The sequence below is a fragment of the Spiroplasma eriocheiris genome (assembly GCF_001029265.1).
Lineage (GTDB): Bacteria > Bacillota_I > Bacilli_A > Mycoplasmatales > Mycoplasmataceae > Spiroplasma > Spiroplasma eriocheiris.
The window spans coordinates 69,793-93,151 of sequence record NZ_CP011856.1; the positions used below are offsets into that span (position 1 = coordinate 69,793).

The following is a 23,359-nucleotide window of genomic DNA, read 5'->3' on the forward strand; positions in this document are numbered from 1 at the left end:
TTAAAAAATGAAAAAGAAAAAAAGACCATGGTTTAAAATTATCAATTTTAGTGCAATTAGTATTTTATTTGTGTTAACAATTATTTTTTTGGTGCTCTATATTTTATATCCAGGTAAATATGATGTGGCATTTTTCATTTTTGTTTTTATTTTTGGATTGTGAATTGTGATCCTCTTTACTGGAACATTTTTATTTTATAAAAAAGATGATATTGCAGAAGGAGCAAAAAAACTAGTAGCTGATTATAAGAAAAAGCCTAAAAATGATGATGAAGATCCAAGTGATGATCAACCATCAGTCGAAAAAGAAACTAAAGAAGAGAAAATTAAGCGTTTAGAAGAAGAACTTAAAAAATTAAAAGATCCTGAAAAATAAGGATTTTTATTTTGAAAAAAGCATAATATCATACCAAATTGTAAATGGAAATGCAATTTTTTTTCAAATTTTTTTTATAAATTATGTTATAATTAATACGTGGATAAATGATGCAGGAGGGCTAGACATGTACATCAATCCGTATGAGAGAATGAAAAACTTAAAACTTAATACTGACGAGGATGAAAATAAGGCAACAAAAGAATTTGATTATCGAAATCTTGTGCGAGGAAGAAAAAATAAACCAGAAACATTTAACGAAGGATTGGATTTAGAAAACCATAATTTACAACAAAGTTTTCATAATAACGATCAAACGACAGCAACTCAAAAAATCAAAGGTGCAATTTCTTTAAATAGTTATGAAATAATTCGTGATATTGTTAAAATCTTTAAAGAAAAAGATAGTTTAGTGCAATTTTTTTTAACTCTAAATACTAAAGGTGATAATGATGTTATTACTGAGTTATCAAATTCATTTTTTTCAGTCCCATTAGTTAATTTAGATATGGCAAAAATTGATTTATATGGTTCACCATTTTTATTTTTGTTAAAAAAAATTGTAAAGGGGCTGCCACAAGTCGGATTAGAAGATAAAAAAGTCTTATGGGATCGTGTTAAATTATTCGCCAGAACATTAAAAAGCAACGAAAAAAGTAACAATACCTCTGATTCAAATACCGCGGTTATTATTAATGAACTAGAATTTGATGATCCGATTGAATATATTCGCAAGGAATTTAGTGAAATAATTCGGGCTTATGAAATTAAAGAAAATATTATCATCTTGTTTAATAATGTTGATCTTGTTGGTTATGAAAAATTCCGTGAATTATTTATTTTAATTCATACTATTTTCAAAGGACTGACAACATTTAAAGTGATTACGGGATTTAATCCAATTTTAGTGGAAAGTTTTATTAAAAAGAATTATGATGAAAGCTTAGTTAACGAGTTAATTAACCATGAATTACAAATCTTTGACCGTAAGTACAATTTACTTACAAATGATAATTCGGAACAAGATTATGGGCAACAACCAGAAACAATGACAACACCAATTGACAATAGCGAAGAACGGCTAGATCAAGAAGAAGACACAATTGGTTTTGATTATTGAGCACTACGTGGTGGGCGATAAGGTTGTAGGAACATAGAGAGATTTTTAGGAAGGAAAAAGAAAATGTTTATATTTTTAGTTACATTTGGTTGAATATTATTCATTGTTGGGGCAATTGTCCAGATTTTTGCCGCTATTATTCAAGCTTTAGTAGTCGCTAAAGTGACGCTTCCCGGTACTATTTTTGATATTAATGATGTTTTCCAAAAAACAATTTTTAAACAAGATAAAATTATTGATACCTTAGTTGGAAATGGATGAACTTATGCAATTATTGCCTTATTGTTATTTACAGCATTGGTAACAATTACATTAGCATCATTCGAATTAGCAAGAATAAGAAAAGGACAACGCATTGCGAAGCCATATATTAAAATGTTTTTTGTTGCATTAATTATTGCATCATTAGTATTTGGCAAAGTATCAGCATTAATCATGCCAGCCTTTATCTTTGTTGGATTATTATTTGTTGAATCAACCCTATTTGATGTTGAGGCGATCCGCAACTATGCTGATGAACGAAATATGATTATTGTTTACCGTGAGGACAAACGTTTTGAAAGAGAGGTAAACAAAGAGGGAAAGTATCTTGGAAGCGTCACTTCGGGAGTTGGAGCGACTACCGTCGAGACCGCAGACAGCGCAACAAATTTCAAAAACAATGACTTAACAAACGGGGATGATAATAACAATGGAGCATCACCAATAACTAAGAAAACACTATTTAGAAAAGCTGAATTGGATGACATATTTAATGTTGCTAACGATAAAGCAAACGAAGCGGAAATTGCTAATTTAATTAATGATATGAATCGCCCGGCAGAAGCAGTGCAAAACCTAGTGTCTTCAAAACCTAGTGATTTAAAAAACTTAACAACTGAACCACTTGCGAGCCCAGTTGCAACAAAAAGCAACCAGGATGAAACTAAACCGCAAGAAATCATCTTGCAAGAAACAGTTGGTTTTTCGCCAAATACATATGATTATAAAAATGATCAGCCAGTGGCAGTGAATGCAAATGTTGAAATATTAGCCGACTATGTTGAACCAGTTGTAAATGATAATCCAGAAGAACCAGCAACTGCCGTCCCTAACGAACCAGCGGTGTCACCATCAAGCGTTGCAGAAGATGATGTTTTAGCGAATGGAAATGTGAATTCAAATTTTGATGAAGCACTTAATGATATTATTGAAAGTAATGATCAAGTTAATTATTCTAAAAAAGAACAAAAGTTATTTGCAAAATGAGAGCAATTATATCAACAAGCAAAAAATTTACAAAATGAAGTTGACGAAGAAGCCCAAACAGTTTCTCAACCAACAAAAGCAATTAAAAAGAAAGCTAAAATTTATAATAATTTAGCTAAAGAGGCCAATACCTTAGCAAATAAATTAAATCTTAGTTCAGATAAACAATTAAAATTAATGCAAGTTACTGAAATTTTTGGCAATGCTTCAATGAGCACCGAAGAATTTATTAACGATAATGTATTAGATTTTAATTTAGACGATGTATTAAGTGATGATCTGCCCGAACAAGAACCGATTGAACAAGGTTATGATTTTCAAGAAGAAGTACCAACAGAAAGTGAAAATTCATTTATGACAAATACCCCTGATGAAACACCATCAACTGGTTCCGAAGATTTAATGGGAACAATTAAAGAAAATATTGCAGAAGATGTCAAAGTAATCAATGATGAAATTGCAGTGTCAATTCCCGATGTACCAACTGCCAAAAAAGTTGAAACAGATGATATTAATGGTTCAGAGTTAGAATTTGAATTATTAGAAGATAAGCAAAGCTCTGAAGATAATTTAGAAGAATATAATAATGAAGATGAAAATGCAGAAAGTGCATTTCTAAAACATTTAGAACAACTTGACCATGGGATTACTGAATTTAATGATTTAGATAATTTATCAGCCGAATTAGATGATATTTTAACCGATAATTTTGATAAATCCCAATTAGATGTTTCCGTTACTGAACCAGTTAAAGTTACTAGCGAAGGAGAAAATAATGATCAAGTTGTATCATCTGCTGTTATTGAAGAAGAACCAACCCCAGTTGGTGAATTATTAAATGAAGAAGTGAGTTCAGAAGAATTTGCGGATGAACCAACAATTGAAACTGTTGCAAGCCCAATCCCATCAGAAACACCAATTAGCACATCTTCGGAACCAGTAATTCAAGAGCCAGTTATTTCTAAACAAGTTAATGTTGAACCTAATTTTGAAGATGAAGTATCTTATAGTTTGGATGAATTAGATAATAAAATTATGAATGATGATTTTAGTGATTTAGAAGATGAAGATGTTTTAGCAAATCTTAAAAAACAAAGTGACAACGTTTGGGAGGAAAGTTCACAAGGGCATGCTACTCCGGTTGCTAGTGAGATTCAAAACCCAGTGTTTAAAGAAGAACCCGTTTCTTCACCAGGGCTACCAACAAATCAAATTAGTGAAGAACTTAGTCATTTAACGATTAATCAGACAACTTTTGCTAGTCAATTTAATAATAAAATTGATAAGTTAGAACAGTTAATTATTAATTCAACAAATACGCAACTTGAACAAGGACAGTCATTGGAAAAAATCCAATCAAATATTAAAGACTTAACAATGAAGTTAGAATTATTAGAGGAACAAGCAAATGACTTGGCCAAAAAATTTGATGAAGATGAATTACGACAAATTGAACTTCGTCGCGGAGTAACGCCAATTGACCAGTTCTATCCAAAGGTTGATGGAATGAGTTTTGCTTCAGCGCGTTATAATTTATATAATCGTACTGGATGTTCAAATACCTATGGTGCGTTAGCAACCAGTGGGGTGTCTCACCAAAGCGGTGACTTATACCAAAATAAAGATCCAAAACGAAAAGTTCAAGATATTTTAGGAACAGGTATGAACCGAGTAGACTATAACCACATTAATTTACATAATATTTCAAAATATACTAAACAAGACATTCCGTATGAAACAGATTGCCCATTATGTCAAAAAGCAAAAAAATAAAAATCCCATTAGGGATTTTTATTTTATACTTAATTTTTAATAAAGATACATGCCACACCGGTAATAATTGCTAAACCAGCTGCAATTGGGACTAGGATAACTGAAAAGATAACTCCGACTTTAACTGTTTGGTAAAAAGTAATTTGTTTGCCCATCGCATCTATCATATCTTGTGGGGCACCGCTCGTTTCTGCCGCTGTTTTTTGATCTTTTAGACTATCAATTAAATCTTGATAATCTTTTGAAAGAACATTGTCAACTCCGGATTCGATTTCTTTTGCCTCATTACCAATTGAAATGTTTTTAGTAACGGGAGCTAAGTATTTATAACCGTTCACTGATCCCCCCATCCCATCATCAATTTTTACTCCTAAACATCCCAGGCCAATTACTAGAAAGATAATAGTTAGTATTCAGAAACCAGCCATTGCTAAAAGAACTTTTTTCTTCATATTTCTTTACCTCATTTCTTTCTATTTTTGATACTAAGTAAATTTTATTAATAAACAGGGAACAATACAATTATTCGCTATTAAAAAAATTTTTTAAATTATGAAAATTAAGTTCTAACTAAGATTTCTATTCTTTTAAACAACAATGGCAAAGATTAGTTTTAATCGAGATTTCATAAAAATAAATTTTAATTGTAAAAATATTATTTTGATATATAATGGTGGTAGAAATGAAGCGGTACATTCTTTTCTACGGAGATTTCTTGAAAAAAAGGACGGAAATTCAGATTAAAAATAAAGGCTAGCATTTTATTATTTAATTAATGACAATTTTCTTTGCTTTTAAGTATTCTTTTTTAATTAAGAAGTTATTTTTAGAAAAGATAATTCGTTTCTTGACTTACAATCTTATTAATTTAAAATTTAATTAAGCAATAAAGTGAAGAAAAGTTGGTAGTTGTTAGTTCTGATAAGGGCAAGGAAATAATACATTAAATAATATTGCGATCATTTTTATATGAAAAAAGTACTTAATTGAGAACAAATTTAAAAATTATATAGGAGGTTAATGGAATGAAAAAACTTCTTGGATCATTAATGGCATTGTCACTAGTGGCAACATCAGTAACATCAGTTGTTTCATGTACCAAAAAATACACTTTTGATAGTGATGTTTGAGTTATAACTGATGGGGGAACAATCAGTGATAATTCATTTAATCAATCCGCATGAGAAGGAGCTAGTGCTTATGTGGTATCTAAGCAAGATCCGACTCATTATGGACCTGGTGATAAATGAAAAAGTAGTAAATGACGAGCAAGTTATTTTGAAGCAGCTTCACAAACAACATCTGATTTTAGGATGGCATATGTAACATCTAAAATTGCGGGAGCTAAAACAATGATTTTACCAGGGTTTAACCATGGAAATACCATCGGTTGGGCAGCAAATCTTGCTGATAACCTAATTTATATTGATGGTTCTGGTCAGGGAGTTCATTTAGATATGGATAAAAATAAACCAGTTGCCAAAAATATTATTGGTTTACAATATGAAGCTGAATCATCAGGTTTTTTTGCTGGTTTAGCAGCAGCAGTATATCTAAATGCAAATGTTAAAGAATTCGGTACTGATCTTAAAATAGCCACATACGGGGGGATGGATAATCCTGGGGCTGTTTCAAACTATATGTGAGGATTCTTAGTTGCTTTTGATATTTTTAACAAAATTATTAAAGAAGATCCAAAATATCCTAAACTAGGGGCTTTAAAATCAACAGTATTAAATCTTGTTAATACTTTGAACCCTGATGCCAAAACATTACAGTCAATTAGTAAAGTAGAAAATGTTCTAAATCCGGATGAATCATGATTTTCTCAATCATTTGAAGCTGGGCATGGAAAAGATATTTCTGACTCATTAATTAGTAAAGGGGCAAATGTTATTTTTCCAGTGGCGGGGCCACAAACCCAAGACACAATTGATCGGATTAAATATAATAAATCAAATGCCAAAATTGTCGGAGTTGATACTGAACAATCAAAAATTTATGGTGAATATTATATTATTACTAGTGCGCTAAAAGAAATTGCAACATCAACTCAAGATGCATTAAAAAATATTTATTCTTTAGCTTGTGGATTTGACCCAAGTTCAAATAGTTGGAATAAACCACAAACAGATACTTGTTGAATTAATACCGACCAATCTTCGCTTCACCACCCAAGTTGAACTGGAATTGAACCAACAAAATCAATTCCTAAAACAGTTACTGAGTTAATTCATAACACTAGTGGGGATAGTACGAAAGATACGGCGTTTGATAAAATTGTTGCTGTGCTAGAAGCAGTTTATTCAGTTGGAGTTGGTGGAAACAAGCCAGTGGCGGCAAAATTCTTCCCTGGTACTTTAGCCAATACTTACCAAAGCCAAAATGAATTAAAAGATTATATTTGACAAGCTATTGAGGATAAATTGTAGGAGGCAAATTGTATGAGTAGTCAAAATGAATATGCAATTGAAATGAATAATATTACCAAAATTTTTGGCGAATTAGTGGCAAATGATGATATTACTTTAAAAGTTAAAAAAGGTGAAATTCATGCGCTAATTGGTGAAAACGGGGCAGGAAAATCAACCTTAATGAGTATTTTATTTGGATTATACGAACCAACAAAAGGTGAAATCTTTGTAAATGGGAAGTCCGAATATATTAGTAATCCCATTAAAGCAAATAAATTGGGAATTGGAATGGTGCACCAACACTTTAAACTAGTAGATATCTTTACTGTGTTAGATAATATTGCGTTAGGACATGAAAAGATTACTGGAAAAGTGTTTTTGGATCGAACTTCTGAAATTCGGGAAATTTCAAAAATTGCTACAAAATATAACTTAGAAGTTGATTTCCGGGCAAAAGTTTCTAATATTTCAGTTGGAATGCAACAACGGGTAGAAATATTAAAAATTCTTTATCGGGGAGCAGATATTCTAGTATTCGATGAACCAACAGCGGTTTTAACACCCCAAGAAATTGAAGGGTTATTAAATATTATGTTAGATTTAAAAAAAGATGGTAAAACAATTATTTTTATTTCGCATAAATTAGATGAAGTTAAAAAATTGGCTGATAGTGCTACGGTTATTCGTAAAGGAAAAGTAGTTGATACCTTTAGTGTAAAAGATAAAACCCAAAAAGAAATTGCCGAAGCAATGGTTGGTCGTCAGTTAATTGAAATCAAGAATACAGGGGTCAAACCACAAGATCAGGTTCTTTTAAAAGTTGAAAACTTATCAATTAAGAAAAAAGGAATCACTAAAGTAATGGCGCTGGATAACTTTAATGTTGAAGTGCACGCTGGTGAAATTGTGGCGATTGCCGGAGTTGAAGGAAATGGACAGTCGGAATTGGTAAATGCAATTACTGGATTAGAACATTTCCACCAAGGAAAAATTCTTTTTAATGATATTGATGTTACAAAAGTATCAATTCATCAAAAATATGAAAATGGAATGTCTCATATTCCTGAGGATCGTCATAAACATGGGTTAGTATTAGACTTTAATGTTATTGACAATGTTGTTTTGCAAAATATTGATGAAAAACCATTTTCAAACTATGGATTATTAAACAAATCTGCGATTCAGTTATATGCTCAAGATATTATTACTAAATATGATGTGCGGGGTGCAAACTCAGGATTCGCAGTTGCCCGAGGATTATCAGGGGGTAATCAACAAAAATTAATTATTGGACGAGAATTAAGTCGTAAACATAAAATTTTGGTTGTGGTCCAACCAACACGGGGATTAGATGTTGGGGCGATTGAATATATTCATACTAAAATTTTAGAAGAAAAAGCAAATGGGAATGCAATCTTACTAGTTTCTTATGAATTAGAAGAAATTATGGGATTAGCAGACCGGATCATTGTTTTACATGCTGGTAAAATTAGTGGAGAAGTAGCTGGTAATCAAGTAAAACGTGAGGAAATTGGATTAATGATGGCAGGTACATATCACCAAAGTAGCAAAGGAGAAGGTAAATATGAATCAAGCAATTAAAAACAATTCTTGGTTGCTAACGCAAAAGACAAGAATCTTCTTTCGTTCTAATGAGTTTAAAACAAAAATGAACTATGTAAAAGCTTCAATTTGTGCCATTATTGCCGGAGCAATTTTAAGTTTCATTATTATTGGTGCTAATGATGCTAATCCACTATTATTTTTTAAATATGTTTTTTCATTAGCATTTCAACCGCTAATGTTAGATCAAACATTAACGTACTGAGCAATTTATATTGTAGCGGGGTTATCTGTTGCAATTGGATTCAAAGCCGGATTATTTAACATTGGAGCGCCAGGCCAAATGTTATTAGCCGGAAGTATGAGTTTAGTGTTGGGATTAAAAAATCCCCACATTTCACAGGGGGGGGGAGTTGTTAGTGCATTAATCATTTCCATTCTAGTTGGTTCTTGTTTAGCTGCAATTGCCGGAGCGTTAAAAGCTTACTTTAATATTCATGAAGTTGTAACAACAATTATGTTAAACTGAATTGTTTGATATGTAATGAAATGGATGTTTATGAACCAATCATTTGGGTTATGAGAAGCAAGTAGAAACTCAACCAAAGATATTACCCAAGTTACTGATAATTTTAACTTGGCACTAAATGGTCAAAACTGAATTATTCCCTTTATTATTGCGATTATTCTATTAGCCTTAGCAATCTTTGTTATTAACTACACAGTGTTAGGATTTAGAATTAAAGCAGTGGGAAAATCACGTGATGCTTCATTATATGCCGGGACAAATGTTAAATTCTATATGATTGTTTCAATGGCAATTTCCGGGGGACTCGCCGGCGTCTTGGGAATGCTTTATTACATGACCCAGTCAACGGTATTACAGTTTACCACCGATGCCTTGCCAACGGTTGGATTTGATGCGATTGCGGTAGCATTAGTAGCCTTTACCAACGGATTGTCCATCTTGCCAATTGCTTTGTTATGGGTGATTATTAAGACTTCAGCGATGTCGACCACCCAACTTCCAGCGTTCCAAATGTCAAAACAAATGGGACAATTAATTTTCGGGATTATTATTTATATGACAGCTATTTCAGCGTTATTTATCTATTTAAAACCGATTTTATGAATCCGTCGTTGTTTTAATATTTACCATAATAAAGACGCACGGAGTGAATATCAAAAATATCGATTAAAAATTAAAGAATATAAAAAAGAAATTAAAAATATTAATAAAGAATATTATGTTCAACTAAAAGCTTTAAAAGCAAAAGGTAATAAAGAAGAAGTTTTAAATTATAAAGAAGAAGTTAATAGTCAATTAACTAACTTAGTTGGTCGCATCAATAATTTAAAAACTGAAATTAATTTCTTTATTCAAAAACGTTACAAAGATTCATTTATGGAAGGGCGAAAAGCAATTCGTACTAGTTACAACAATGCTATTTTTGGTTCAATTGCCGCCGCCATGGATCGCTATGTGCAAGCGAATACCGAATATACCTTGAAAAAACAACAAGTTGCTTTTGCCAAAAGACATTATGAACAAACTGTTAAAGAGTTAACCGGAAAAGCAAAACATGAATGTTATGAATTATTAAATAATTATAAAAAAGATGCTTATTTGCAGTTAACTAATTTACATTCAGCGTATAGTGAATTAATTTCACGTCAAAATGAGGAAATTAAAGTATTAAAAGAAAGTTACTATCCAATTTTTGATCAAATTCATCATCAATATGAAAATGACCATGTGTTATTAAAACAACATGAAAAAGAAACAATGGCAAAATTGAATAGTGAAGTTAAAGCGTTAAAAGTTAAACATAAACAACAATTATATGATTTAAAACAACAACAAAAAGTTGTCAAACAACAAATTAAAGCACAGCTAAAAGAATTAAAACTAGCTCGTGATAATGATCCAGTATTAAAACAACAAGTGGCAACAATTAAAGAAAATTTAAACCTTAAATTGCAAGAACTTAAAAAAGAACACCTTGCTAATTTAGGAAAATTACGAATTGAGCAACGAAATGAATTGCCAGAATTACGTAATAAATATAATCACGAAGTATCCTTAATTATTCAAGCGGTTAAAGATGACAATAAATTATTACGTCAAGAATTACTTCGGAAAAAAGAAACTTATAAAAAAGCAAAATTAGCTCAGAAAGGGGGGCAATAAGATGCCAGCTGCAGGTCAATTATTTGCCAATGGTTCCATATTATTTGCTGTTTTATTAATTGCATCAATGGCTGGACTTTATTCAGAACGCGCCGGAGTTGTTAACATCGCCATTGACGGGATGATGATTATTGGGGCTTTAGTGTATGCTTTATTAGGAAAAGCCTTTGCCCAACAGGGAAATGCAATGCAATTAGTAGCATTAGTAATATCTTCAATGATTGCCGGATTATTTGCCGTCCTTCATGCGTTTGCTTCGGTCACCTTGCGTGCCCAACAAGTCGTATCCGGGACCGCTATTAACTTGTTAGCAACCGGATTAGGATTGTTCTTTGTAACAATTCCTTCGTTAGCACCTGGAAACATGATCCAAACTGGATTTACAACCATTGGAATTGATAAATATCAAATTGTTAATATCTTTGTTATTATTGCCGGGGTGATTGCTTTATTCACATTCTTCTTCTTTAGATTTACTAAAAGAGGAACACGCTATGTGGCAGCCGGGGAAAACCCTAATGCCATTGATGCAGCGGGAATCAGTGTTATTAAAACTAGATATGTAGCAGTAATTATCTCAGGATGTTTAGCAGGTTTAGCTGGGGCAATGTTTACCCACTTTGTGTCAGGACAATTCCGTGGTGATGTCCAAGGACAAGGTTATATTGCCTTAGCAATTATGATTTTTGGTCAATGAAGAATTCAATATATTACTCTAGGAAGTATGCTCTTCAGTTTCTTAATTGCGTTAGCTAATAGTTTATGAAGATTTACTGGTTGAAATATTGCTGATCCTTCAAACCAATTATTAAAAATTATTCCATTTGCCTTAGCTTTATTAACAATGGTCGCCTTTTCAAAATATTCGAAAATGCCGAAAGCCGATGGAATTCCATTTAATAAATCCTTACGGTAAGAAAACTTTAATATTTAATTATCTAAAATAAAAATACCTATTATAATAGGTATTTTTATTTATAAATGGACAATTAAAGTTGTTGTCCTTCTTTTCAATATTTTTTTACGGCGGCTAATAGTTTTTCATCGTATTCTGCTTCAAGGTTTTGATTTGGATCATTGCTTTCTTTTTTTTGAATGATTTGGTGTTTCAAGACATTAAGATATTCATAAATATCTTCCCCTAATGTTAAATAGCGGTTAACAATTTCTATGGCCTCTTGATCCACATTTTTAGTTTGGACTGTTTTCATAGTTATTTCCTCCTTCTATTATTATAAACTTTTCTGATTATAAAAAAAACAAATTTCCGCTAAAAAATTATTACAACTAAAATTTTTAGTGATGTTGGTTAATAACCCGAAGGATATATCTGCTTTGAAATTTGCTTTTTAGTTCAGAAAAATTTAAAATATAATTATCCACAAATAAGGAGGGATAAGATGGCAGATTTTGATCCAAGATGTTTTAAATGTGTTAATGAGCAAGAAAAAGCGGGAAAGGGAGGAGCTGCTGCGAATGTTTTATTTAATAAAATGAAACAAGGAATGGTTGGTTCAGTAAATGACGAGATTTATGTATGTGCTCGTCATAAATAACCTGAGATTTTAATAGAGTAAATAGTCTTGATTTTTAAATTAAGACTATTTTTAATTTTAAAATAAAACCAAATATTTGTTGACTTTTTTACAAAACCAATATAAAATTTATAAGCATGTATTGTGAAAATTTTGAAAAGTGAGGTTTAGAAATTAATGGCATTAAAAGAAAAAGAATTTGGGCATTACGCTAAAAGAATTGATTATACAAAAGTAAGTGGGAATTTGGACCTGCCTAACTTAATTGAAATTCAAACTGAGACGTATGATTGATTTAAAAAACAAGGAATTAGCCAAGTGTTCGAAGAAGTATTTCCAATTGTTGGGCATGAAGGAAATGTTGTTTTAGAAATGTTAGATTGAGAATTTAGAGAACCACGACGAACAATTCCCCAAGCTAAAGAAGAATCTAAGATTTATGAAGCACCAATTTATTCAAATTTAAAACTAACAATTAATTCAAAAGATTTAGAAATTGAAAAAGGAATTATTAAAGGTGACGCTGAATTAATTAAGTCATGAATTGAAGAGAAAATCGGGCATAATATTACTATTTTGAAAAAAACAGCTGATGTTGTGTATTTCGACATCCATTCAGGTGATGAAGAAGCAACTTGCATTGCAACAATTAAAGAACGCACAGATTTAAAATTAGTCATTGAAATCACAATTGAAAAAATTGGTGAAGTTTTTTTTGGTGATTTTCCGTTAATGACTGGAAAAGGAACTTTTATTGTTAATGGTTCAGAAAAAGTTGTTGTTTCACAATTAGTCCGTTCCCCAGGGGCTTATTATAAGAAAGATTTTAACCGTAAAACCGGAGAAAACATTTACTATGTTGATTTAATTCCGTCTCGGGGAACATGGTTGGAATTTGAATCAGATATGAAAAAAATTAAGGCCGGGAAAGAAGAACGTTTTGATACTGTTTATTATGTCAAAATTGATAAATCAAGAAAAGTTTCGGTTGCTAGTTTATTTACAGCCTTAGGAGTAACTAGAGAAACTGTTTTTGATATTTTTGGTGATAATAAATATGTTGGAAACACTTATGATTTAGAACAATATAGTGGTGATATTAACTATGATCAGCAAGTAGCAGTCCAAGAAATTTATAAAAAAATCCGTGCGGGAGAAACTGCCACTCCTGATGGAGCTACTAAATATTTATATGGATTATTATTTGATAAACGTAAATATGATTTAACAAAAGCCGGAAGATTCAAATTAATTCAAAAATTATCAGTTGAAAACCGAATTTATAATAAGGTTTTAGCAGAAGATATTAAAGATGTTAATGGTAAAGTAATTTTTAGTGAAGGAACTTTATTTGATAAAGAAAATGTTAATAAATTAAAAGAGGTTTTAAAAGCGGGGGCATGTTTAGAAGAAGTTTACTTTAATACTGAAATTCCAGGGAATAATAGAATCCAAAAAATTAAAGTATATGTGGATAACGAATTAAGAAATCAAGTTGAAAATATTATTGGAATTGATCCGAATGCAACAGATGAATTTGTGACGGTACCAGATATTTTAGCAACTTTCTCATATTTATTAAACTTAAAACATGATATTGGAGAAGTTGATGATATTGATCACTTAGGAAATCGTCGGGTTCGGACAATTGGAGAGTTACTACAAAACCAATTTCGAATTGGGCTTTTAAGAATTGAAAAAAATGTTAAAGAAAAAATGTCAACTTCAAATATTTTCAAAATGAAGCCATCAAATATTATTAATAATAAGCCTTTATCAGCAATTATTGGTGAGTTTTTTAACTTGTCACAGTTGTCACAGTTTATGGACCAAACTAACCCCTTAGCAGAGTTAACAAACAAGCGCCGGTTAACAGCCTTAGGACCAGGTGGGTTATCACGTGAACGTGCTGGTTTAGAAGTACGGGATGTTCACTACTCACACTATGGAAGAATTTGTCCAATTGAAACTCCAGAAGGACCTAACATTGGATTAATTAATAACTTAGCAACTTACGCAAAAATTAATTCATTTGGTTTTATTGAAACACCATATCGTAAAGTAATTGATAATAAAGTTACTAGTCAAAATGATTATTTAACCGCTGATGAAGAAAAAAATTATGTGGTGGCGCAAGCTAACATTCGTTTAAGTGATAAAGGTGAAATTTTAGACGACCAAGTAATTGCTCGGTTTCAAGGCGAAAACATTATTGCATTACGAACTGAAGTTGATTATGTTGACGTGTCACCAAAACAAATTGTTTCAATTGCGACAAGTTGTATTCCGTTCTTGGAAAATGATGATGCTAACCGGGCATTAATGGGAGCTAACATGCAACGACAAGCAATTCCACTAATTAATCCCCAATCACCATATGTGGGAACCGGAGTTGAGTATGCGGCTGCGAAAGACTCAGGGTTAGCAATTGTTTCCCAATATGATGGCGTAATTGATTTTGTTGATGCAACAAAAATTATTTTAAAAACCAAAGAGGGGTTAAAAACATATAACCTAGATACTTTTGTGCGTAGTAACCAGGGAACTTCATTAACGCATGTTCCGTTAGTTAAACAGGGCCAAAAAGTTGTGAAAGGGCAAATTTTAGCAGATGGTCCATCAATTGATAAAGGTGAATTAGCCTTAGGACAAAATGTTGTAGTTGCTTTTACAACTTGAAATGGTTATAACTATGAGGATGCGATTATTGTTTCTGAACGGTTAGTTGCGGATGATGTTTTTACTTCAATTCATATTGAAGAATATACAATTGAAAGACGCCAAACAAAACAAGGGGCCGAAGAAATTACGAGAGAAATTCCTAATATTTCTGAAAATGCGCGGAAATTCTTAGATGATGATGGGTTAGTTATTATTGGAACTGAAGTTAAACCAGGTGATATTTTGGTGGGAAAAGTTACTCCAAAAGGGCAAACTCAACTGTCACCAGAAGATAAGTTATTACAAGCAATTTTTGGTGAAAAATCAAAAAATGTTAAAGATAATTCTTTACGAGTACCAAATGGTGGGGAAGGAATTGTGCAAGCAATTAAACGATTCCCACGTGAAAAATATGAACTAGCAGCGGATGTGCTAGAAGTTGTTAAAGTTTATATTGTTCAAAAACGTAAAATCCAAGAAGGAGATAAAATGGCTGGTCGTCATGGTAACAAAGGGGTTATTTCAAAAATCTTACCAATTGAAGATATGCCACATTTAGAAGATGGAACCCCAGTTGATATTATGTTAAACCCATTAGGGGTGCCATCACGGATGAATATTGGGCAGGTGCTAGAAATTCATTTAGGGATGGCAGCTAAAAAATTAGGACAAAAAGTTTCAACGCCAGTTTTTGATGGAATGACAAATGATGAACTAATTGAGTTAATGGATAAAGCAGGGATGAAAAACTTTGGGAAAGAAATTTTAGTTGATGGTCGTACTGGTGAAAAATTTGATAACCCAGTTTCAGTGGGAGTAATGTATATGTTAAAACTATCACATATGGTTGATGACAAATTACATGCACGGAATGTTGGCCCATACTCATTAATTACCCAACAACCATTAGGAGGAAAAGCCCAAAATGGGGGACAACGTTTTGGAGAGATGGAAGTTTGGGCGTTGGAAGCTTATGGAGCAGCGCATACCTTACGCGAAATTTTAACTATCAAATCTGATGATATTAAAGGAAGAACCCGTGCTTACGAAGCAATTGTTAAAGATAAGAAAATTCCTGAACCAGGAATTCCTGAATCATTTAATGTTTTAACGCGTGAAATTCAAGGGTTAGGGTTTAATATTCAGATGATTGATGAAGATGGAAACATCAAAAATATCAATAGTTATGATGATGAAGATAGTTATGTAATTGAAGAATTAACTGATACAACAATTGATGAATTTGAAGATGAGTTTGATATTTCAAACTTTATTCTAAATAACGATAATATTGAAAATGATGAATTTGAATTGGATATTGAAGAAGATCCAAATGCAGATGAGGATAGTTATGATGATGGTGACCATAACCCCATTAAACCAGATTATCAAAGTGATGAAGAGTAGGGAGGCAAAGTAAAAATGGTAGAAAATAATAAAATGAAAAACGGACGCATGATTAAAATCGGCTTGGCTAATCCCGATGATATTCGTGGTTGATCTTATGGGGAAGTTAAAAAACCCGAAACAATTAACTATAAAACTTTAAAACCAGAACGTGATGGTTTATTTGATGAAAAAATCTTTGGTCCAACCAAAAATTTTGAGTGTGCTTGTGGAAAGTATAAAAAATCAAAAAACAAAGGTAAAATCTGTGAACGATGTGGGGTTGAAATTACTGAAGCTATCGTGCGAAGAGAAAGAATGGGTCATATTGAATTAGAAGAACCAGTTACTCATATTTGAATGCTAAAAGCGGCACCAAGTCGGATTTCTCTGATTTTAGATATGAAAACTAAAGAGTTAGAAGAAGTCGTTTACTTTGTTTCTTATATTGTTTTGGATGCTGGAGATGCCAAATCATTACGCCCAAAAATGGTATTAGATTTAGGAAATGCTAAAACCTCAGCCCAAACTCGTCAACGTTTAACAAAAACTTTGCGGGAAATCTTAGATACCCTTGAACCAAATACAATTGCTTATGAAGCTGGCGAACAAATGATTGAAGATTTAAAAAATACTTCGTTACCGTTTTCAATGGATGAGTGTGCCCAATTTATTAATCGCCATACCAATGCTAAATTTGGAATTGGCGCTGAAGCAATTGAAGAATTATTAAAAAAATTAGATATTGATGCTGAAATCAACAAGATTAAACAAGATTTAAAAGATAAAAGAACACAATTAGATCAAAACAAATTAATGAAAAGATTAGAAGTCTTAGATTCATTAAAAAAATCAAATAGTAAACCCGAATGGATGATTTTACGGGCAATTCCTGTTATTCCTCCTGATATTCGTCCAATTATTCAATTAGATGGGGGTAGATTTACAACTTCGGAAATTAATGATTTATACCGTCGGATTATTATCCGTAATGAACGGCTAAAAAAAGTTAAAGCTATGGGAGCACCTAGTGTAATTGTTAATAACGAAAAAAGGATGTTACAAGAAGCTGTTGATGCTTTATTAGATAATGAACGAAAAGCCCGCCCAGTTACTGGAAAAGATAAACGACCATTAAAATCATTAACAAGTATTTTAAAAGGAAAACAAGGACGATTCCGTCAAAACTTATTAGGGAAACGTGTTGACTATTCAGGGCGAAGCGTTATTGCGATTGGTCCAGATTTAAAAATGTATCAATGTGGATTACCACGTGATATGGCAATTACCTTATTTAAACCTTTTGTCATTCAATACTTAGTTAAAAATGGAATTGCAGCTAATATTAAAGTAGCAGAAAAATTAATCTTAAACCAAGATGATAAAGTTTGAGAAGTATTGGAAGAAGTGATTAAAGATCGCCCAGTCCTTTTAAACCGGGCACCAACCTTACACCGGTTAGGAATTCAAGCTTTTGAACCAAAATTAGTAAAGGGGAAAGCAATTAGATTACACCCATTAGTAACAACTGCTTTTAATGCGGACTTTGACGGAGACCAAATGGCGGTCCATGTCCCAATTACCGATGAAGCAGTAGCAGAAGCTAGAAGTTTAATGTTAGGAAGCCGCAATATTTTAGGACCAAAAGATGGGAAACCAATTGTTACTCCAACCCAAGATATGGTGTTAGGAAACTATTATTTAACATACGAAGAACGTGATCAATTAGGAGAAGGTTCAATTTTCAAAGATATTAACGAAGCAATTATGGCTTATGAAACTAATTGTGTTGCTTTACATGCCTTAGTTGCGATCCCTGTTAAAGCTTTTAGCAATAAACAATTTAAACAAGCTAATATGGGAGATTACTTAATTACAACACCCGGGAAAATTATCTTTAACCAAATTTTTAAAGAAGAGTTCCCATATATTAATGAACCAAATGTTGAAAATTTAATTGCTTTAGCACCACGAAATATGATTAAAGATAATGTTGATCTGCATGAATACTTGGCAAACTGAAAAATTAATGCGCCATTTAAGAAAAAAGATTTATCAAATATTATTGATCGATACTTTAAATTATATGGGGCTAACAAAACAGCGGAAATGTTAGACAACATGAAGAACTTAGGATTTAAATTTTCCGGAAAATCAGGGGTTACTGTTTCAGCCGCCGACGTTAAAGTTTATGAACATAAGCATGTTGAGTTTAAAGAAGCTGACCAAAAAGTACAAGAAATTAATGATTACTATAAATTAGGAATGTTAACGGCCCGAGAAAAACATACACGAATTGTTAATGTGTGATCACGGGTAAAAGATAATATCCAAAATGAATTAGAACATGTTTTAAAAGAAGACCCTAAAAATCCAATCTTTATGATGGCTGATTCGGGAGCACGGGGAAACGTTTCGAACTTTACTCAACTAGTTGGGATGCGGGGATTAATGAATAACCCGAAAGGAGACATTATTGAATTACCAATTAAATCTTCGTTTCGAGAAGGATTATCAGTATCAGAGTTCTTTATTTCAACCCATGGGGCACGAAAAGGGATGGCCGATGTTGCTTTAAAAACAGCCGACTCTGGATACTTGACCCGCCGTTTGGTTGATGTTTCCCAAGAAATTATTGTAACAATTCCAGATTGTCATACTCGGAAAGGGTTTATGGTTTCAGATATTGTAGAACAAAAACACTCAAATATTATTGTGCCATTAAAAGACCGGTTAGTGGGTCGTTGTAATTTACGTGATATTAAATTATCTGAAAATGATATTATTCCAGCTGCTACTTTATTAACAGAAGAAGACGCGGCACGAATTATCAAAGCCGGAATCAAAGAAGTAATGATTCGTTCAGTTTTAACATGTGAAGCTGATAAAGGAGTTTGTCAGATTTGTTATGGGAAAAATTTAGCAACTGGAAACGAAGTCGAAATTGGAGAAGCAGTTGGAACAATTGCGGCCCAATCAATTGGAGAACCCGGAACCCAGTTAACAATGCGTACTTTCCATACCGGAGGGGTAGCCGGAGGGGCTGATATTACTCAAGGGTTACCACGGATTAAAGAATTATTAGATGTTACAACACCAAAAGGATCAATTGCGATCATTTCAGAAATTGATGGTGAAATTAGTGATATTAAAGATGAAGGTGGGTTATATATTATTCATGTTAAATCAGAAAATGATGAACGTAAATATAAAACCCAATTCGGTGCTATCCTAAGGATTAAAATTGGTGATAAAGTAGTTCGTGGTCAAAAATTAACTGAAGGTTCAATTAATATTAAAGAATTATTAGAAGTAGCGAAGATTGAAGATGTTCATAACTACATTCTAAAAGAAGTTCAAAAAGTTTACCGTTTACAAGGGATTGAAATTTCTGATAAATACATTGAAATTATTGTTAAACAGATGTTAAACAAAGTAAAAATTATTGATTCAGGGGATACTGACTTGTTACCAGGAGAAATTGTTTCAATTAAAAAATACCGTACTGAAACAATTAATGCGGTGCGGGCAATGAAAAAACCACCAACCGCAAAACATGTCATCTTTGGTATTAAAAAAGCACCATTAGAATCAGAGTCATTCTTATCATCTGCTTCTTTCCAAGATACAACACGTGTTTTAGTAAAAGCAATTATCAAAGGAAAAGTTGATAAATTAGAAGGATTAAAAGAAAATATTATGTTAGGACATTTAATCCCAGCGGGAACTGGCTTAAAAGAATCAAAAGAAATTATTGAAGCAGGAATTGCGGCAAGAACAGAAGAATATTAAGAATAAAAGTTTACAAATTATTGTAAACTTTTTATTTTATTAAGTTAAGTAGTAGTAACAGAAATAGTTATTCCATGATTTAAAAAATAAAATTTTAATAAATAATGATGATAATATTGACTATTAATTGAAAAATCGCTATTATTATATGTGGATTGTATTGTTTGATACACTCGGATATGTGAAAGGAGAACAAGAGGATGCCAACAATTAACCAATTAGTTAGAAAACCACGTAAAGATAAAGTTTGAAAAACAAAAGCGCCGGCTTTAAACCGTGGGTTGAACTCTTTACAAAAAAAGGTAACTAATACGACATCTCCTCAAAAAAGAGGGGTTTGTACTCGTGTTGCAACAATGACACCGAAAAAACCTAACTCAGCGTTAAGAAAATATGCTCGTGTTCGTTTAACAAATGGAATGGAAGTTACTGCTTACATTCCTGGTGAAGGACATAACTTACAAGAACACAGCGTTGTGTTAATTCGTGGTGGTAGGGTCAAAGACTTACCTGGGGTAAGATACCATATCATTCGGGGAACATTGGATACTGCTGGTGTTAATAACCGTCAGCAAGGAAGATCACTTTATGGAGCAAAAAAACCTAAAGCAAAATCTTAGAATTTAATAGCAAGGAATGATTATTAGTGGAAGGAGGAAGAAAAAATGCGTAAACGTAGAGCTGAAAAGAGAGATGTTTTACCAGATCCAATTTATAATTCAAAATTAGTAACACGTGCCATTAATAAAATTATGATTGATGGTAAAAGAGGAGTTGCTCAAACAATCTTATATGGAGCTTTTGAAAAAATTAAAGAAAGAACAAATGCGGATCCGTTAGAAACATTTAACAAAGCCCTGGAAAATATTACTCCACATTTAGAATTAAAAGTGCGTAGAATTGGGGGGGCTAACTACCAAGTCCCAATTGAAGTTAATGAAGATCGTAAAATTACCTTAGGGTTAAGATGATTAATTAGTTATGCAAGATTAAGAAATGAAAAAAGTATGACTGATAAATTAGCAAATGAAATTTTAGATGCTGCAAACGGAGTTGGGGGAGCAGTTAAGAAAAAAGATGATACCCATAAAATGGCAGAAGCTAATAAAGCATTTGCTCATTATCGTTGATAAAAAAGATATAGGTAGAAAGGAAAATGAGAAATGGCAAGAGAATATTCTCTAGAAAATACGAGAAATATTGGAATTATGGCGCATATTGATGCTGGTAAAACAACAACAACAGAGCGGATTTTATTCCATACGGGAAAAATTCATAAAATTGGTGAAACCCATGATGGGGCCAGCCAAATGGACTGAATGGCCCAAGAACAAGAAAGAGGTATTACAATTACTTCAGCCGCCACAACTGCTTTTTGAAAGCATATGCGGATTAACATCATTGATACCCCTGGCCACGTTGACTTTACAGTTGAAGTTGAAAGGTCACTACGGGTATTAGATGGGGCTGTTGCGGTATTAGATGCACAGTCAGGAGTTGAACCCCAAACAGAAACTGTTTGACGTCAAGCGACGACATATAAAGTACCACGTATTGTGTTTGTTAACAAAATGGATAAAATTGGTGCTGATTTCCTATATTCAGTAAAAACAATTCATGAACGTTTACAAGGTAATGCTCACCCAGTACAATTGCCAATTGGTGCTGAAGACCAGTTTAGTGGTATTATTGATATTATTGAAAGAAAAGCATACCATTATGATGGTCAACCAAATGAAGAAGCGCAAGAAATTGCAATTCCAGATGATATGAAAGATTTAGTTGAAGAATACCGCACCAAATTAATTGAGGCAGCTGCTAACTTTGATGAAGACCTAATGATGAAATATTTAGATGGTCAAGATGTGAGTGTGGCAGATATTAAAGCAGCGGTGCGTAAAGCAACTTTAACTAGTGAATTTTTCCCAGTCTTTTGTGGAAGTGCCTTTAAAAATAAAGGGGTTAAAGCAATGTTAGATGGCGTAATTGACTACTTACCTTCCCCAGTGGATATTCCCGCAATTAAGGGAGTATTACCAGATGGAAGTGAAGTGGAAAGACATGCTTCAGATGATGAACCATTCTCAGCATTAGCTTTCAAAATTATGACTGACCCGTTTGTTGGAAAACTAACTTTCTTCCGGGTTTATTCCGGAGTCTTAAAAAAAGGAAGTAGTGTTTTAAACTCAACAAAAGATAAGTCAGAACGAATTGGGCGGATTTTACAGATGCATGCTAATAACCGTAATGAAATTGAAGAAGTTTATGCGGGAGATATTGCGGCAGCGGTTGGATTAAAATTAACAACAACTGGAGATACTTTATGTGATGAAAAAAATGAAGTAATCTTAGAATCAATGGTCTTTCCAGAACCAGTTATTAACTTGGCATTAGAACCAAAAACAAAAGCTGACCAAGAAAAAATGAGTTTAGCTTTAGCAAAATTAGCGGAAGAAGACCCAACTTTTAGAACATGAACCGATGAAGAAACTGGACAAACTATTATTGCGGGAATGGGTGAGTTACACCTTGACATTATTGTTGACCGTTTAAAACGTGAGTTTAAAGTTGAAGCAAATATTGGAGCACCCCAGGTTTCATATCGTGAAACTTTCAAAGAAACCGCCGAAGTTGAAGGAAAATACATCAAACAATCTGGAGGTCGGGGACAATATGGGCATGTTTGAATTAAATTTGAACCAAACCATGACAAAGGATTTGAATTTGTGGATGCAATTGTTGGAGGAAAAATTCCCCGTGAATTTATTGGGTCTGTTAAAAAAGGACTTGAAGATTCAATGCAGACTGGGAAACTAGCGGGTTATCCAATGATTGATATTAAAGCAACTTTATTTGATGGATCATACCATGATGTCGATTCATCACAAATGGCTTACGAATTTGCCGCTAGTTTAGCGTTACGGGAAGCTTCTAAAAAAGCAAAACCAGTTATCTTAGAACCAATTATGGCGGTGGAAGTTATTGTTCCCGAAGAATATTACGGGGATGTAATGGGTAACTTATCTTCACGTCGGGGACAAATTGAAGGAAATGAACAACGGGGAAATGCCCAAGTTGTTAAAGCAAAAGTACCATTATCAGAAATGTTTGGTTATGCAACTGACCTTCGTAGTTTTACCCAAGGGAGAGGGACCTACACAATGATCTTCTCACACTACCAAGAAGCACCAAAATCAGTTACTGAAGAAATTGTTAAAAAATCAGGAAAAGCCGCACCGGCTGCTTAAAAAATACATGGTTAGTCTACCATTTTAAAAAAAGGATTGAAAATATAAATAA

Annotated in this window: 15 protein-coding genes; 13 read left to right on the plus strand and 2 right to left on the minus strand. The window is 32.7% G+C overall.

The genetic code is table 4. The features are described 5' to 3' along the window. Positions 1-7: 7 nt before the first annotated feature. The 3 genes from SERIO_RS00340 (at position 8) to SERIO_RS06220 (ending at position 4,517) form a co-directional block, all read left to right on the plus strand. Complete coding sequence (locus SERIO_RS00340; RefSeq protein WP_047790959.1) at positions 8-376, plus strand: hypothetical protein; 369 nt, start codon at positions 8-10, stop codon at positions 374-376. A gap of 127 nt (positions 377-503) precedes the next feature. Next, on the plus strand, positions 504-1,517 hold the full coding sequence (locus SERIO_RS00345) for a hypothetical protein (RefSeq protein WP_047790960.1): 1,014 nt from the start codon (positions 504-506) through the stop codon (positions 1,515-1,517). 42 nt (positions 1,518-1,559) lie between these two features. Then, on the plus strand, positions 1,560-4,517 hold the full coding sequence (locus SERIO_RS06220; protein WP_053040790.1) for a ring-infected erythrocyte surface antigen domain-containing protein: 2,958 nt from the start codon (positions 1,560-1,562) through the stop codon (positions 4,515-4,517). A gap of 29 nt (positions 4,518-4,546) precedes the next feature. Here SERIO_RS06220 and SERIO_RS00355 read toward each other — a convergent pair whose 3' ends face one another. Further along, positions 4,547-4,969 carry a hypothetical protein gene (locus SERIO_RS00355; RefSeq protein WP_047790961.1) on the minus strand — a complete coding sequence of 141 codons (423 nt, stop codon included), beginning with the start codon at positions 4,967-4,969 and terminating at the stop codon, positions 4,547-4,549. Between the two features lie 573 nt (positions 4,970-5,542). Between SERIO_RS00355 and SERIO_RS00360 the strand changes: the two genes are divergently transcribed. The 4 genes from SERIO_RS00360 to SERIO_RS00375 are packed head-to-tail and all read left to right on the plus strand — an operon-like array spanning position 5,543 to position 11,601. Continuing rightward, positions 5,543-6,949 (plus strand): BMP family ABC transporter substrate-binding protein, encoded by a 1,407-nt coding sequence (locus SERIO_RS00360; RefSeq protein ID WP_047790962.1) that lies wholly within the window; start codon positions 5,543-5,545, stop codon positions 6,947-6,949. Positions 6,950-6,961: 12 nt separating this feature from the next. Beyond that, on the plus strand, positions 6,962-8,533 hold the full coding sequence (locus SERIO_RS00365) for an ABC transporter ATP-binding protein (protein ID WP_047790963.1): 1,572 nt from the start codon (positions 6,962-6,964) through the stop codon (positions 8,531-8,533). Then, positions 8,517-10,685 (plus strand): ABC transporter permease subunit, encoded by a 2,169-nt coding sequence (locus SERIO_RS00370; RefSeq protein ID WP_047790964.1) that lies wholly within the window; start codon positions 8,517-8,519, stop codon positions 10,683-10,685. The genes SERIO_RS00365 and SERIO_RS00370 overlap by 17 nt, the downstream gene beginning before the upstream one ends. Position 10,686: 1 nt before the next feature. Continuing rightward, the gene (locus SERIO_RS00375; RefSeq protein ID WP_047790965.1) at positions 10,687-11,601 is read left to right on the plus strand and encodes an ABC transporter permease; all 915 of its coding nucleotides are present in this window, start codon (positions 10,687-10,689) and stop codon (positions 11,599-11,601) included. 73 nt (positions 11,602-11,674) lie between these two features. Here the strand turns inward: SERIO_RS00375 and SERIO_RS00380 are convergent, their stop codons facing one another. Next, complete coding sequence (locus SERIO_RS00380; protein WP_047790966.1) at positions 11,675-11,896, minus strand: hypothetical protein; 222 nt, start codon at positions 11,894-11,896, stop codon at positions 11,675-11,677. Between the two features lie 189 nt (positions 11,897-12,085). Between SERIO_RS00380 and SERIO_RS06625 the strand changes: the two genes are divergently transcribed. The 6 genes from SERIO_RS06625 (at position 12,086) to fusA (ending at position 23,307) form a co-directional block, all read left to right on the plus strand. Further along, the gene (locus SERIO_RS06625; RefSeq protein WP_169745593.1) at positions 12,086-12,241 is read left to right on the plus strand and encodes a hypothetical protein; all 156 of its coding nucleotides are present in this window, start codon (positions 12,086-12,088) and stop codon (positions 12,239-12,241) included. A gap of 156 nt (positions 12,242-12,397) precedes the next feature. After that, positions 12,398-16,288: a DNA-directed RNA polymerase subunit beta gene (gene rpoB / locus SERIO_RS00385; RefSeq protein WP_047790967.1), complete on the plus strand. Its 3,891-nt coding sequence runs from the start codon at positions 12,398-12,400 to the stop codon at positions 16,286-16,288. 33 nt (positions 16,289-16,321) lie between these two features. Next, positions 16,322-20,059 carry a DNA-directed RNA polymerase subunit beta' gene (gene rpoC, locus SERIO_RS00390; RefSeq protein ID WP_249024930.1) on the plus strand — a complete coding sequence of 1,246 codons (3,738 nt, stop codon included), beginning with the start codon at positions 16,322-16,324 and terminating at the stop codon, positions 20,057-20,059. A 200-nt stretch (positions 20,060-20,259) separates the two neighbouring features. Then, positions 20,260-20,679, plus strand: coding sequence for a 30S ribosomal protein S12 (gene rpsL, locus SERIO_RS00395; RefSeq protein WP_047790969.1), 420 nt, complete (start codon positions 20,260-20,262; stop codon positions 20,677-20,679). A gap of 45 nt (positions 20,680-20,724) precedes the next feature. Next, positions 20,725-21,192 carry a 30S ribosomal protein S7 gene (rpsG, locus tag SERIO_RS00400; RefSeq protein ID WP_047790970.1) on the plus strand — a complete coding sequence of 156 codons (468 nt, stop codon included), beginning with the start codon at positions 20,725-20,727 and terminating at the stop codon, positions 21,190-21,192. Between the two features lie 30 nt (positions 21,193-21,222). Continuing rightward, the gene (fusA, locus tag SERIO_RS00405; protein WP_047790971.1) at positions 21,223-23,307 is read left to right on the plus strand and encodes an elongation factor G; all 2,085 of its coding nucleotides are present in this window, start codon (positions 21,223-21,225) and stop codon (positions 23,305-23,307) included. The last annotated feature ends 52 nt before the right edge of the window (positions 23,308-23,359 follow it).